Genomic DNA, 13,735 nt, shown 5'->3' with positions numbered 1-13,735 from the left:
ATCATCTCGCCGGAAAAATCCCAAGACGTCAGCCGCTCTCCTGGGCGAGTTTGCGCAACTCCGGCCCAAACCTCGGATGCGCGAGCGCGGCGGCGAACTGGGCCTTGAGGTAGTTGAGCGGCGATCCGGTGTCCCACCAGGTGCCGTCGATCACCTGCCCGTACACGGGGTGGTCCGCGGCGTGCCGGTGCAGGGCGTCGGTGAGGTAGATCTCGCCCTGCGGGTTCTCGTGCCACCTGCGCGTCTGCTCGTGGAGCTCCTCGATGACGCCCGGGGTGACGACATATCCGCCGATGGCGGCGTACCGGGAGGGGGCCTGCTCGGGGGACGGCTTCTCCACCAGCCCGGAGATCAGCAGGCGGCCGCCGCCGAGGTCCTCCTTGACGATCGGTACGCCGTACCGCGAGGCGTCCTCGACGGCCATCGGCATCAGGGCCAGCACGGGGGCCTGGGTGGCGTCGTACGCGGCCTTGAGCTGCTTGGCCCTGGGCACCTCGGCCACGAACACGTCGTCGGCCCACAGCACCATGAACGGCTCGTCGCCGATGACCCGGGCGGCATTGAGCACGGGCGTGCCGTTGCCGTAGGGGCCGTTCTGGTACAGGTACGTGATGTGGGCCAGCGACGACAGCTCCGCCACCGCGTCGGCCAGCTCGTCCTTGCCGGCGGCGCGGAGCTGCAGCTCGAGGTCGGCGTCAGGGGCGAAATGCCGCTGGATGAGATCCTTGCGGGACGAGGTGACGATGGTGATCTCGTCGATGCCGGAGTCCACGAGCTCCCGGATGGTGTGCTCGATGACGGGCTTGTCGCCGATCGGCAGCATCTCCTTGGGCAGCGCCCTGGTCAGCGGCAGCAGCCGCGAACCGAGGCCGGCCACGGGGATGACGGCTTTGTGGACCATGCGTCTCTCCTTGATCGAGCGGCTTGATCGTGCGGGGAGAGAGCCGACGTTACCCCAGCCGATTTCGCGGTCAGGCGCCGAGGTGCCGGATCTTGACGGTGCGGTGAAGGAGGCGCTCGTTCCTGACCCGCTGACCGGGCCTGAGGATCACGTCGAGGCCCGGCGCGAGCGCGGGCGCCGCGCCCCCGAACGCCTCTCGGTCGCCTCGCTCCCCGGCCCGCCCCCTGGTCGGCGCAGTCCAGCAGGCCCGACGGCAGCTCCCCGCGCACCTTTCAGGCGGCACGCAGCGATGTGCGGTAGTTCTTTGCCCGCACCCCGAACAGCTTCACCTCGTCCAGAGTGCGGCTGACGAAGCCGAGGTAGCGGCGCTGGAACGCGTCGTCGTCCTGGCGGCCCTCGGGCGCCTCCAGCGTCCGTAAAGGCATGCGGGCGAGCAGGCGTTCCATGCCCTCGGCCAGCTCGCTCAGCCGGGCCAGGCTCTCCGTGGCCGCCTGCTCGTCCAGCCCGCGGAACTCCTGCTCCAGCAGCCGGGACAGCCGCCCCTCCACCGCCGGCGCGATGCCCTGGAGCTGGTCGTGGAACTTCCTGGGCGCCGGCCGGCCGCGGAAACCGCCGTGGATGAGGTCCTTCAGCTCCGAACCGCGCTCCTTGCGCGCGGCCCGGGTGGCGAGCCACTCCCGCATGGCACGTTCGGCGATCGACTTGCCCGCGGCCGTCAGCGCCGCCTCAATGCCTGGCCTGCCTCCCTATATACCGGCTTTGCTAGGCCGTGAAGTCGGCGAAATCGAAGCCGGGGGACACGATGCAGCTCACCAGTACCGCCTCGGCGGAGGCCGGGCGGGCCGACTGCCACACGCCGCCGGGCACGATCGCCTGGGGCACCTGCCCCGCCTCGACGTCCGGGCCCAGCGTGACCGCGGAGTCGTCGATCGTCAGGCTCAGCGGGCCGCCGCGGTGCCACAGCCAGACCTCGTCCGACCTGACCAGGTGGGGCACCGACTCCTCGCCCGGGTTCAGCAGGAAGTAGATGCCCGTGGCGCTGGCGCGTGGCCCGGGGTAACCGTCCGGGTGGAAGGTCACGGACGATCTCCATGTCTCCCTGAACCAGCCGCCTTCGGGGTGGGGGAGCAGGTCGAGGGCAACCGCGACGGGCGGGCGCTCGACGTACGCCATCGGGGCGCCCGTCACGTCCCTGCGCAGGAAGCGGGTCCCGTCGAGGACGAGCTGCCCGTCGAGCGGGCTGGCCAGGGCCGCCGCCTCGTCGGGCACCTGGATGGATGGGCCGTCGGGGTAGGTGCGCAACTCCACCTGGCAGAGTTTATGCCGATAAATCGGCACAAGGTGGGTGGTTCATTTCCGGTCGATGGGCATCTCGCGGACGGGGCGCGAAATGTCGGTGGAGGTGGCTAGTCTGCGGCAGGTGATCGAACGGTGGAGCCGTGATCAGGTGCTCGCCCTGGCCCCGGACGCGGCGTCGCGGTCGGCCGCGCAGAAGGTGGCGGCGCCCGGGAAATGGTCGGCGTGCGGGACGACGGGCACGGTCGTGTACGGCGAGTGCGAGGGCAGCGGCGCCAGGCCGTACCTCGCCTGCGTCGATCTGACCGAGCCCGCCTACCGGTGCAGCTGCCCGAGCCGGAAGTTCCCGTGCAAGCACGCGCTCGGGCTGCTGCTCATGTGGGCGGCCGACGGGGTGCCCGTCGAGGAGGGCGCGCCGCAGTGGGTGACGGAGTGGGTGGAGGCGCGGGCCGAGCGGGCCGCCAAGGAAGCGGCCAAGATCGAGGCGGCCCGGGCACGGAAGGCCGCCGAGGTGTCCTCGGGCGGTGCCGACGTTGGGGCCGGCGGTGGGGCCGATGGTGAGGTCGGCGGTGGGGCCGGCGGTGGGGCCGACGGTGAGGTCGGCGTTGGGGCCGATGGTGGGGCCGACGTTGGGGTCGGCGTTGGGGTCGGCGGTGGGGTCGGCGGTGGGGCCCATAGCGGGGCTCCCGGCGTCGGGCGGTCCGGTGGGTCGTCGCGGACGGGGGCGGAGTCCGTCCGCCACGGGCGTGTCGCCGCCGGGCTGAGCGAGCTGGAGCGCTGGCTCGACGACCAGGTGCGTCAGGGGCTGGCGGGGGCCGCCGAGCACGAATGGGAGGGGCTGGCCAAGCGGCTCATCGACGCCCAGGCGCCCGGCGTGGCCGGGGTCGTCTCCAGGCTGGTCCGGGTCCGGGCGGAGGACGACTGGCCGGGGCGGCTGCTGGAGGAGTACGCGCTGATCCACCTGCTCGCCGTCGCCTACCGACGGCGGGCGGAGCTGCCCCGGTCGCTGGCCGAGACCGTGCTGAGCCGGGTCGGTTTTCCGGTCGCCAAGGAGGAGGTGCTGGCCGGGCCCGTGGTGCGCGACCACTGGGACGTGCTGGGCAGGCGGGACGAGGAGCAGGACCGGCTGACCTCCCGGCGGGTCTGGCTGCGGGGGCGGGGCAGCGGGCGGGCGGCTCTCGTGCTCTCGTTCGCGCCGCAGGGGCAGCCGCTGGACGCCTCCCTGGTCACGGGGACGACGATCGAGGCCGACCTGACGTACTATCCGGGCGCCGCCCCCTTGCGAGCGCTGGTCGCCGCCCGGCACGATCGCGGCCCGGGCGACGCGGTGCGGTACGGCTCCGGCGGGGATCGCGCTGTGCGGTACGGGTCCGGCTCGGACGATGCCGCGCGGTACGGCTCCGGCGGAGGTATCGCCGCGAGATTCGGCGCTGGTGTGGATGACGGCGCCGGGTTCGGCTCCAGGGCGGATGACGGCGCCGGGTTCGGCTCCAGGGCGGATGACGGCGCCGGGTTCGGCTCCAGGGCGGATGACGACGCCCGGTTCGGTTCCGGGGCGGATGTCCCCGCTCGGTACGGCGGCGGGGCGGGCCGGGGCGTCGGGGGGACGCCGCCCGGGGTGTCGCCGGAACAGGCGCTTGACGAGGTGGCCGGGGTGCTGGGCGAGGATCCCTGGACCGAGTCGTGGCCGCTCGTGCTGGCCGGGGTGGTTCCGGGGCGCGACTCGATCGGCGGGCTGCCGCTGCATCGCGCGGCCCGCGACCCCTGGCGGCTGATCGCCGTCTCCGGAGGGCGTCCGGTCACCGTGGCCGTCGAATGGACGCCACGCGGGCTGCGGCCCCTGACCACCTGGGACGACGAAGGGACGGCGGTGATCCTGTGACCGGCTGGGAGGAGCTGGCCTCGACGGCGCTCGTGGGGACCGATCGCAGGCCGTACCAGGGCAATCTGCTCGATGCGGCCGCCGTGGAAGTGGCGCGCAGGAGAGCCGGGCGCAAGACCGGCGCGGCCGGGCAGGGGGACGCGTTTCCCGAAGTTCAGGCGGCTCCTGATGAGGAGCGGGTGGCTGTGGGGAGGCGGGCGGCGGAGCGGCTGGTGCGGATCATGGGTGGTGAGCACGAGCGGCTGCTGCCCGAATGGCTGGCCGCGGCCGCCGCCACCGGCCGGAGGGTGCCGCCGTACGTGCTGCCCGAGCTCCTGGAGAAAGGACGGCGGGATCGCTCGATCCGGGTCCACCTGGGAGTCCTGGCCGGGCAGCGGGGCCGTTGGCTGGCGGGGCTCAATCCCGCCTGGGACTACCTCCTGGAGGAGCCGACCGGGGAGACGTGGGAGCTGGGCGGCGCCGCGGACCGGCGGGCGCACCTGCGCACGCTCAGGACGGCCGATCCCGCGCAGGCCAGGCGGCTGCTGGAGAGCACATGGGAGCGGGAGACGCCCGACGACCGGGCCGAGTTCGTGGAGGTGCTGGCCGACGGGCTGAGCATGGACGACGAGCCGTTCCTGGAGAGCGCGCTCGACGACCGCCGCCGGGAGGTGCGCCAGGCCGCCGCCAACCTCCTCACCCGCCTGCCCGGCTCGCGCCTGTCCCGGCGCATGGCCGAAAGGGCGCGGGCCTGCGTGACCATCTCCCGGAAGGTCATCGCCGTCGAGGCCCCTCAAGCCTGCGACAAGGCCATGGAACGCGACGGCATCCGTCCCAAGCCGCCCCGGGGCATCGGCGAGCGGGCCTGGTGGCTGCAGCAGATCCTCGCCCGCGCCCCGCTGTCGATCTGGGGTCACCCGCCCGCGACGCTGCTCAAGATGAAGATCCCCGACTGGGACGCCGAGGTGAAGGCCGCCTGGGTGCGCGCCGCCGTGCTGCAGAAGGACCCGGAGTGGGCGCGGGCGATGTTCGGCTGGGATCCGATCGCCGACCTGCTGGAGTCCCTGCCGCCCGACGAGCAGCAGGAACTAGCCGCCGATTTCGTGAAAAAGCATGATTTGGACAGTCAGTTGATCATGGTGTTGGGCGGAGTGTCGTCCCACTGGCGCGAGGGCCTGGCCACGGCAGTCCTCCGCAAGATCGTGAAGGTGGCCACCACGCAGCCGTGGAACCTCGGCGAGCTGGTCAAGCTGGCCGGCGAGCGCATCGACCCGGGCCTGTTCCCCCTGGCGCTGAGCTACTCGCCCGTGGAGTCCGTCCAGCAGGTGGCCGCCCTACTGCGTTTCCGTGCCGACATGTACAAGGAGCTTCACCCATGACTGTTCTGCGTCCGCACGCGGAAGACCAGTACGCCGAGGAGCTGGCCTTCCTGGCCAAGGACGACGACCGGCCCAGGCCGCCCGGCTGGAAGCTCTCCCCGTGGGCCGTGACCACGTACATCCTGGGTGACGGAGACAGCGTCAGCCCCAAATACGTGGGCGCGCGCCGCATCGTCGAGGTGGCCGTCGCCACGCTGGCCACCGACCGCGCGCTGCTGCTGCTCGGCGTGCCCGGCACGGCGAAGACCTGGCTGTCCGAACACCTGGCCGCCGCCATCAGCGGCGACTCCACGCTGCTCGTGCAGGGCACCGCGGGCACCGCCGAGGAGGCCATCCGCTACGGCTGGAACTACGCCAGGCTGCTGGCCGAAGGCCCCTCGATCGAGGCTTTGACCCCGTCGCCCGTGATGCGCGCGATGGCCGAGGGCCGGGTCGCCCGCGTCGAGGAGCTCACCCGCATGCCGTCCGACGTGCAGGACGCCCTGATCACCGTGCTGTCGGAGAAGACGCTGCCGATCCCCGAGCTCAACCGCGAGGTCCAGGCCGAGCGCGGCTTCAACGTGATCGCCACGGCCAACGACCGCGACCGGGGCGTCAACGAGCTGTCCAGCGCCCTGCGCCGCCGGTTCAACACGGTCGTGCTGCCGGTCCCGGCCACCGCCGAGGAGGAGGTCGACATCGTCGCGCGCCGCGTCACCCAGCTCGGCCGCGCCCTGGAGCTGCCGGAGACGACGACGGGGCTGGCCGAGATCCGGCGGGTGGTGACGGTGTTCCGCGAGCTGCGCACGGGCGTCACCGAGGACGGGCGCACCAAGGTCAAGTCGCCCAGCGGCACCCTGTCCACGGCCGAGGCCATCTCGGTGCTGACCAGCGGCATCGCCCTGGCGGCCCACTTCGGCGACGGCGTGCTGCGGCCCTCCGACGTGGCGGCCGGGATCGTGGGAGCCGTGGTCCAGGAGCCGGTCTCCGACCGGGTCGTGTGGCGCGAATACCTCGAGACCGTGGTGCGCGAGCGCTCCGACTGGCGCGACTTCTACCGCGCCTGCCGCGAGGTGTCATGAGCACCCTCCCGGTCCCAGGCGTCGCGGGCGGGCCGGCCGTCTCGGCCCCAGGCGTCGCGGGCGGGCCGGCCGTCTCGGCCCCAGGCGTCGCGGGCGGGCCTACTGTCTCGGTGCTCGGCGTGCGGCACCACGGGCCGGGCTCCGCGCGGGCCGTGCGGCGGGAGCTCGAACGCCTGCGCCCCGACGCCATCCTCATCGAAGGCCCGCCCGAGGCCGACCCGCTCGTCACGCTCGCGCCCGAGCTGGAGCCGCCCGTCGCGCTGCTGGCCCACGTGCCGGGGGCGCCCGCGCGGGCCGCGTTCTGGCCGTTCGCCGCGTTCTCGCCCGAGTGGCAGGCCATCCTGTACGGCACCGCGGCCGGCGTCCCGGTGCGCTTCTGCGACCTCCCGGCGGCCCATTCGCTGGCGGAGAGCGAAGACCGGGACGAGAAGCGGGGCGAGAACGAGGACGAAAAGGAGATCGAGGACGAAGGCCGCGACGAGACGTCCGGTCTGCGGGCCGATCCCATCGGCTCGCTCGCCGCCGCCGCCGGATACGACGACCCCGAACGCTGGTGGGAGGACGTCGTCGAGCACCGCGGCGACACCCCCTTCGAGGTGATCGCCGAGGCCATGGCCGCCGTACGCGAGGGCTATGAACCGGACGAGCGGGAGGCCAGGCGCGAGGCGTACATGCGCAGGACCCTCCGCGCGGCCCTCAAGGAGGGCTACGAGCGGATCGCGGTGATCTGCGGCGCCTGGCACGTCCCCGCGCTGACCGGCCCGCTCCCGCCCGCCGCCAGGGACAATGCGATTCTGCGCGGGCTGCCCAAGGTCAAGGCCGAGCTGACGTGGGTGCCGTGGACGTACGGGCGGCTGGCCTCGTGGAGCGGCTACGGCGCGGGGATCACCTCGCCCGGCTGGTACCACCACCTGTTCGGAGCGCCCGACCGGCCCGTGGAGCGGTGGCTGGCCGAGGCCGCCGCGGTGCTGCGCGACGAGGGGCTGGCGGTGTCGTCCGCGCACGTCATCGAGTCCGTACGCCTCGCGCACACCCTGGCCACCCTGCGCGGCAGGCCCCTGGCCGGGCTCGGCGAGGTCACCGAGGCGGCCAGGGCCGTGCTGTGCGAGGGCGACGACCTGGCCGTCGAGCTGATCCAGCGGCGCATGGTCGTCGGCGACCGGCTCGGCCAGGTCACCGACGGCACCCCGATGGTGCCGCTCCAGCGGGACCTGCGCGACCAGCAGCGGCGGCTGCGGCTCAGGCCGGAGGCGCTCGACCGTGAGATCGACCTCGACCTGCGCAAACCGCTCGACCTCGACCGCAGCCATCTGCTGCACCGGCTCGGGCTGCTCGGCGTCGACTGGGGCGCGCTGGGCGAGTCGCGCGGGAAGGGCACGTTCAGGGAGACGTGGACGCTGCGGTGGCGGCCCGAGCACGACCTGGCGCTCATCGAGCAGGCCGCGCTGGGCACCACCGTGGCCGGGGCGGCGGCGCAGCGGGCCAGGGACCTGGCCGCGACGGACCGGACGGCCCTGGCGGAGCTGACCGCGCTGGTCGAGCAGTGCCTGCTGGCCGACCTGCCGCAGGCGCTGCCCGAGGTGCTGGCGGCGCTGTCGGCCAAGGCGGCGCTGGACACCGACGTGACGCACCTGATGGCGGCCCTGCCCGCGATGGTGCGCGCCCACCGCTACGGCGACGTGCGCGGCACCTCGGCCGAGGGGCTGGCGGTGATCGTCCGTTCGATGCTGGAGCGGATCTGCGTGGGGCTGCCGGTCGCGGTGACGGGGCTGGACGACGACGCGGCCGCCGGCCTGCTCAAGCACGTGGACGCCGTGCAGGCGGCCGTCGCGCTGCTGGAGACGGACGGTGGCGGCGAGGAGGTGTCGCCGCGGAGCCGGTGGCTGGTCACCCTGCGGGGCGTCAGCGACCGGCAGGACCTGCACGGGCTCATCGAAGGGCGGCTCGTCAGGATCCTGCTCGATGCGGGGGAGCTCGACGACGCGGGCGACCGCATGGCCAGGGCGATGTCCAGGGGGCAGGTCCCGGCCAGGGCGGCGGCGTGGGTCGAGGGGTTCCTGGCGGGCGGCGGGCTGCTGCTGGTGCACGATCCCCGGCTGCTGAGCCTGGTGGACGGGTGGCTCACGGGGCTGTCCGGCGAGCAGTTCACCGACGTGCTGCCGCTGCTGCGCCGCACGTTCGGCGGGTTCGCCGCGCCCGAGCGCCGGGCGATCGGCGAGCGCGTCCGCTCGGCCGGGAGCGGTGCGCGGGACGAGCGGCAGGACGTGGACGAGCGGCGCGCGGCGGCGGCCGTGGCGACCGTGCTGGCGATCCTCGGAAAGGCGGACGGATGACCGACGACGAGCGCCTGCGCAGGTGGCGGCTGGTGCTGGGCGGCGGCGACGCCGACGGCACCGGGCTCGGCCTGGAGGGCCTGGACTCGCGGATGGACGCCGCGCTGTCGGCCGTCTACGACCAGGGCGGCAGGGAGGGCGGGCTCGGCGCGTCCGCGCCCCGGGTGGCCCGCTGGCTCGGCGACATCCGCACGTACTTCCCCTCCACGGTCGTCCAGGTCATGCAGAAGGACGCCATCGAGAAGCTCAACCTCACCAGGCTCCTCCTGGAGCCCGAGATGCTGGAGGCGGTCGAGCCGGACGTGCACCTCGTCGGCACGCTGCTCGCGCTCAACCGCGTCATGCCCGACCAGGCCCGCGAGTCGGCCAGGGCCGTGGTGCGCAAGGTGGTGGACGAGCTCGAACGCAGGCTGGCCCAGAAAACCAGGGCCGCCGTGACCGGCGCGCTCGACCGTTCGGCCAGGACGCATCGCCCCAAGCGGGTGGCCGACATCGACTGGGACCGGACGATCAGGGCCAATCTCAAGAACTACCTGCCGGAGAGGAACACCGTCGTGCCCTCGCGGCTCGTCGGCTACGCCCGCAGGCAGCGGTCGGTGCAGCGCGAGGTGGTGCTCTGCATCGACCAGAGCGGGTCGATGGCGGCCTCGGTGGTCTATTCGAGCGTGTTCGGCGCGGTGCTGGCCTCGACGCGGTCGCTGAAGACGTCGCTGGTGGTGTTCGACACGGCGGTGGTGGACCTCACCGACCAGCTGCACGATCCGGTGGAGCTGCTGTTCGGCACCCAGCTCGGGGGCGGCACCGACATCAACCGGGCCATCGCCTACTGCCAGGGCCTCATCACCCGGCCCACCGATTCGATCTTCATCCTGATCAGCGATCTCTACGAGGGCGGCGTCAGGGCGGAGATGCTGCGCCGGGTGGCCGCGATGACGCAGGCCGGCGTCCAGGTGATCGTGCTGCTGGCGCTCTCCGACGAGGGCGCGCCGTTCTACGACCACGAGAACGCCGCCGCGCTGGCCGCGATGGGCGTGCCCGCCTTCGCGTGCACGCCCGACGCTTTCCCCGACCTGATGGCCGCCGCGATCGAGCGGCGCGACATCGCGCGGTGGGCCGAGCGTCACCTCGCGGTATGAGCCGTCATGCGGCCGGCTCGCCGTGCGCCCCGCCACGGGGCGTCAGTGGCCGGACTCGCCCGGCCTGGCCTTGCGCGGCAGTAGGTAGGACAGGGCGAACGTCAGGGCCAGCAGCCCGACCTCGACCCAGACGGTGACCTGCATCGACGAGCCGAAGCTCCACTGGCGCGCCAGCAGGTTGAAGAAGAGCGTCCCCAGCACGGCGGTGCCGAGCGCGCCGCCGAGCTGCTGGATCGCGGTCAGGGTGCCGGAGGCCGACCCCGACTCGTGCGGCTCGACGCCGGCGAGCACGATGTCGAAGAACGGCGCCATGGTCAGGCCCATCCCGATGCCGACGAAGGCGAGGCTGGGGGCGAGCTGCCAGCCGCTGACGTCGACCCCGGCCAGGTGGATGGTCAGGGCGAGCGCGGCCGCGCCCGCGGCCATGACGGCGGTGCCGATCTGCAGCAGGCCGCGGCCCAGCTTCTCCTGCAGGCCGGACATCGCCAGCCCGAAGCCGGCGACGCCGCCGAGCGCCTGCGGCAGCCCGGTGAGACCGGCCTCGAGCGGGGTGAAGCCGAGGCCGAGCTGGGTGTAGAGGTTGAAGACGAGGCCGAGGCCCATCATGCCGGAGAAGAAGGCCAGGCCGGCGACCAGACCGCCGGTGAAGGCGCGCTTGCGGAAGAGCCCGGGCGTGACCAGCGGGTCCTTGCCGGACCTGGCGCGGCGCGCCTCGTACTGGCCGAAGATCGCGAACATCACGATCGAGGCCGCCATGGACACGAACGTCCACGCGGGCCAGCCCAGCTCGCGGCCCTGGATGAGCGGGTAGATCAGCAGGAACGAGGCCAGGGAGACGAGGGCGACGCCGACGAGGTCGAGCCTGGTGGCGTTCGAGAGGCGGTACTCGGGCAGGAAGCGCAGGCCGGCCAGCGCGGCGGCCAGGCCGATCGGCAGGTTGATCAGGAAGATCATGCGCCAGCCCGTACCGAAGAAGTCGGCGTCGACCAGCCATCCGGCCAGCACGGGACCGCCCACCGACGAGATCGTCATGACCGGGCCGAACATGCCGAAGGCCTTGCCCATGTCCTGCGGCGGGAACATCTCCTTGATCAGCCCGAGGCCCTGCGGGAGCATGACCGCCCCGAACAGGCCCTGCAGCACCCGGCTCGCGATCAGCATCTCCGGGCTCATCGCGACGCCGCACAGCAGCGAGGCGGCGGTGAAGCCCAGCGCGCCGATCACGAACATGCGCTTCCTGCCGAACAGGTCGCCGAGGCGCCCGCCGGTGATCAGGCCGACGGCCATGGCCAGGGTGTATCCGGCGCCGAGCCACTGCACGACGCTGTCGCTGCCGCCCAGCTCCTTCTGGATGGTGGGGGCGGCGATCGTGGTGACGAGCGCGTCGAGCAGATCCATGACCTCGGCGGCCAGGATCACGAACAGTGCGACCCAGCGCCAGCGGTAGGGCTGGGTCTCGGTCGTCGCCGCTGAGGCGGTGACTGTCATGGGGGGCTCCTTAAAAACGGTGTTCTATGAACGAACGCTGTTCGCTACGAACACCGTTTTAGTGGCGAACAGCGTTCGTGTCAAGTACAGTGTTCGTATGGCAACCGAGGACGTCCCCCTCCCCCCCTGGCGTAAGTCGCGCAAGCCGGCCCAGCTCAGGCGGCAGCTCAGCCAGGACCTGATCGTCGAGGCCGGGCTGCGGATCCTCGACGCCGAAGGGCTCGACGCGCTGAGCATGAGACGCGTGGCCCAGGAGTTCGACACCGGGCCCGCCTCCCTCTACGCGCACGTGGCGAACAAGGAGGAGCTGCTGGAGCTGGTCTACGACCGGGTGCTCAGCGAGATCCGGCTGCCGGAGCGTGATCCGGGCCGCTGGAAGGAGCAGCTGCGGGAGTACATGGTGGAGGTGCACCGCGTGCTGGCGAAGCACGCCGACCTGGCCCGGGTGGCGCTGGCCAACATCCCCACGGGGGAGAACTCGGTCCGCATGGGCGAGTTCGTCTTCGGGCTGCTGATCGAGGCCGGCATGTCGCCGAGGGACGCGGCCCTGTCGATGGACCGGATCTCCCTGTACGTCGTCAGCGACGCGTACGAGGGCTCCGTCCACTTCACCAGGATGCGCGCGGCCGGCCTCAGCGACCCGCAGGAATACTTCGAGTCCTTCGTCGGCCAGATCGCCGGCTACTACCGGGCGCTGCCGGCGGCGCGGTTCCCGCACATCACCAAGTTCGTGGACGCCCTGATCGCCGACGACGGCGAGGAGCGCTTCCAGTACGGCCTCGAGCTGCTCCTCGACGGCATCGAGGCGCGCATGCCCCGCACGCCCTAGGCCCAATTGCCGAGAGCGGCCTAGGACCCCCGCCGGAGGTGCTGACGTGGGGGTTCGTCATAGCTTGCCCGGTATGACGATGACAGTTGAGAAATCCGCGACGGGTGTGGTGTCGCCGCAGTACCGGGCGCTCAGCATCGGGCTGGTCGCGCTGGTCATGCTGGTGGCCTTCGAGGCGATGGCGGTGGCCACGGCGATGCCCGTGGTGGCCCGCGAGCTGGGCGGGATGCACCTGTACAACCTGGCCTTCAGCGCCACCCTGGCGGCCAGCGTGATCGCGACGGTCCTGGGCGGGCGGTGGAGCGACGTGCGCGGCCCGCTGCAGCCGATCGCGGCCGGCGTGGCGGGCTTCGTGGCCGGGCTGCTGCTGGCCGGGTTCGCGCCGAACATGGAGGTGTTCGTCGCGGGCCGGTTCGTGCAGGGCCTCGGGGCGGGATTGATCCAGGTGTCGCTGTACGTGGTGATCGCCCGGGTCTATCCGGGAAGCCTGCATCCCAAGGTGTTCGCCCTGTTCTCGGCCGCCTGGGTGGTGCCGTCCATGGTCGGCCCGGCCATCGCCGGATTCGTGGCCCAGAACATCGACTGGCGGTGGATCTTCATCGGCGTCTCCCTGATCGTCATCCCGTCGGCCCTGCTGCTCTGGCGCGGCACCGCGGGGCGCCAGGTGAGCGACGGCATCGCCGCGCCCGCCCCCGGCCTCGGCCGCAAGCTCGTCTGGGCCACGCTGACCGCCGTGGCCGCCGCCCTGATCCAGTACGGCAGCGCGCTCAAGCTCGCGGGCCTGCCCCTGCTCCTCGCGGGGATCGTCCTGCTGGCCGTGGCACTGCCCAGGCTGCTGCTGCCCGGCTCGCTCAGGGCCGCCCGCGGCCTGCCGACCGCGCCCGTGCTGCGCGGCCTGGCCTTCGGTTCGCTGACGGCCGCCGAGGTGCTGATCCCGCTCATGCTGATCAACGAGCGCGGCCTGACCGCCACCGGCGCGGGTCTCGTGCTCACCGTCGGCGCCCTCGGCTGGTCCACCGGCTCCTGGATCAAGGGCCGCGGCACGATCAGCCACCTGGCCGCCATCCGCGGCGGCGCCGCCATGATCACCGCCGGCATCGCGCTGGTGACGCTCGTGCTCATCGACTCCCTGCCGCTCGCGATCGCGTTCGTGGCCATGGCGATCGCCGGGCTCGGCATCGGCGCGCTGCACCCGACGGTGTCCGTACTGGTGCTGGAGATGTCCAAGGAGGGCGAGGAGGGCCAGAACACCGCGGCCGTCGGCGTCGGCGAGTCGGTCTTCACCGTGGTGGCCGTCGCGGTCAGCGGCGCCCTGTTCACCGCCACCGCCGAGAACTACGCGATCGGCCTGTCCTTCACCGCCGTCCTCGCGGCCGTGGCCTTTCTGCTGGCCCCCCGTTTTGCCCAGTCCCGCGCAGCAGGCACTATGGAGGGAGCCGCGTCATAAAAGG

The 13,735-nt window shown here is 72.6% G+C and carries 11 protein-coding genes; 7 read left to right on the top strand and 4 right to left on the bottom strand.

Annotated features, from left to right (window positions below; all coding sequences use genetic code 11):
- Positions 1-28: 28 nt before the first annotated feature.
- The 3 genes from HD596_RS56835 to HD596_RS56825 form a co-directional block, all read right to left on the bottom strand.
- Positions 29-901 (bottom strand): UTP--glucose-1-phosphate uridylyltransferase, encoded by an 873-nt coding sequence (locus HD596_RS56835; protein ID WP_185077651.1) that lies wholly within the window; start codon positions 899-901, stop codon positions 29-31.
- A gap of 272 nt (positions 902-1,173) precedes the next feature.
- Positions 1,174-1,620, bottom strand: coding sequence for an NACHT N-terminal Helical domain 1-containing protein (locus HD596_RS56830; RefSeq protein ID WP_376776174.1), 447 nt, complete (start codon positions 1,618-1,620; stop codon positions 1,174-1,176).
- A 43-nt stretch (positions 1,621-1,663) separates the two neighbouring features.
- Positions 1,664-2,209 carry a cupin domain-containing protein gene (locus HD596_RS56825; protein ID WP_313047347.1) on the bottom strand — a complete coding sequence of 182 codons (546 nt, stop codon included), beginning with the start codon at positions 2,207-2,209 and terminating at the stop codon, positions 1,664-1,666.
- Positions 2,210-2,321: 112 nt separating this feature from the next.
- Between HD596_RS56825 and HD596_RS63350 the strand changes: the two genes are divergently transcribed.
- From HD596_RS63350 to HD596_RS56790, 5 genes are read left to right on the top strand one after another with little or no spacing between them, the layout of a single operon-like run.
- On the top strand, positions 2,322-4,079 hold the full coding sequence (locus tag HD596_RS63350) for an SWIM zinc finger family protein (RefSeq protein ID WP_313047346.1): 1,758 nt from the start codon (positions 2,322-2,324) through the stop codon (positions 4,077-4,079).
- Positions 4,076-5,437, top strand: a complete 1,362-nt coding sequence (locus HD596_RS56805) for a DUF5691 domain-containing protein (protein WP_313047344.1) — start codon at positions 4,076-4,078, stop codon at positions 5,435-5,437. Before HD596_RS63350 ends, HD596_RS56805 begins: the two co-directional genes overlap by 4 nt.
- Positions 5,434-6,498 (top strand): ATP-binding protein, encoded by a 1,065-nt coding sequence (locus tag HD596_RS56800; RefSeq protein ID WP_185077649.1) that lies wholly within the window; start codon positions 5,434-5,436, stop codon positions 6,496-6,498. The genes HD596_RS56805 and HD596_RS56800 overlap by 4 nt, the downstream gene beginning before the upstream one ends.
- Positions 6,495-8,831 carry a DUF5682 family protein gene (locus tag HD596_RS56795; protein WP_221520080.1) on the top strand — a complete coding sequence of 779 codons (2,337 nt, stop codon included), beginning with the start codon at positions 6,495-6,497 and terminating at the stop codon, positions 8,829-8,831. Before HD596_RS56800 ends, HD596_RS56795 begins: the two co-directional genes overlap by 4 nt.
- On the top strand, positions 8,828-9,967 hold the full coding sequence (locus HD596_RS56790; RefSeq protein WP_185077648.1) for a VWA domain-containing protein: 1,140 nt from the start codon (positions 8,828-8,830) through the stop codon (positions 9,965-9,967). The genes HD596_RS56795 and HD596_RS56790 overlap by 4 nt, the downstream gene beginning before the upstream one ends.
- A 42-nt stretch (positions 9,968-10,009) precedes the next feature.
- Here HD596_RS56790 and HD596_RS56785 read toward each other — a convergent pair whose 3' ends face one another.
- Complete coding sequence (locus HD596_RS56785; RefSeq protein WP_185077647.1) at positions 10,010-11,455, bottom strand: DHA2 family efflux MFS transporter permease subunit; 1,446 nt, start codon at positions 11,453-11,455, stop codon at positions 10,010-10,012.
- A gap of 97 nt (positions 11,456-11,552) precedes the next feature.
- Here HD596_RS56785 and HD596_RS56780 point away from each other — a divergent pair, with 97 nt between their 5' ends.
- Complete coding sequence (locus HD596_RS56780; protein WP_185077646.1) at positions 11,553-12,284, top strand: TetR/AcrR family transcriptional regulator; 732 nt, start codon at positions 11,553-11,555, stop codon at positions 12,282-12,284.
- A gap of 73 nt (positions 12,285-12,357) precedes the next feature.
- Positions 12,358-13,731, top strand: a complete 1,374-nt coding sequence (locus HD596_RS56775; RefSeq protein ID WP_246555500.1) for an MFS transporter — start codon at positions 12,358-12,360, stop codon at positions 13,729-13,731.
- Positions 13,732-13,735: the final 4 nt, after the last annotated feature.

The sequence above is a fragment of the Nonomuraea jabiensis genome, assembly GCF_014204795.1.
GTDB lineage: Bacteria > Actinomycetota > Actinomycetes > Streptosporangiales > Streptosporangiaceae > Nonomuraea > Nonomuraea jabiensis.
The sequence above is the reverse complement of the archived record's forward strand: the minus strand, read 5'-3'. Positions and strand labels throughout refer to the sequence as shown.

Coding starts and splice junctions, on each gene's coding strand:
- HD596_RS56800 (WP_185077649.1), top strand. CDS start 5,434: ATGACTGTTCTGCGTCCGCACGCGGAAGACCAGTACGCCGAGGAGCTG.
- HD596_RS56775 (WP_246555500.1), top strand. CDS start 12,358: ATGACGATGACAGTTGAGAAATCCGCGACGGGTGTGGTGTCGCCGCAG.
- HD596_RS56795 (WP_221520080.1), top strand. CDS start 6,495: ATGAGCACCCTCCCGGTCCCAGGCGTCGCGGGCGGGCCGGCCGTCTCG.
- HD596_RS56835 (WP_185077651.1), bottom strand. CDS start 901: ATGGTCCACAAAGCCGTCATCCCCGTGGCCGGCCTCGGTTCGCGGCTG.
- HD596_RS56785 (WP_185077647.1), bottom strand. CDS start 11,455: ATGACAGTCACCGCCTCAGCGGCGACGACCGAGACCCAGCCCTACCGC.
- HD596_RS56790 (WP_185077648.1), top strand. CDS start 8,828: ATGACCGACGACGAGCGCCTGCGCAGGTGGCGGCTGGTGCTGGGCGGC.
- HD596_RS56780 (WP_185077646.1), top strand. CDS start 11,553: ATGGCAACCGAGGACGTCCCCCTCCCCCCCTGGCGTAAGTCGCGCAAG.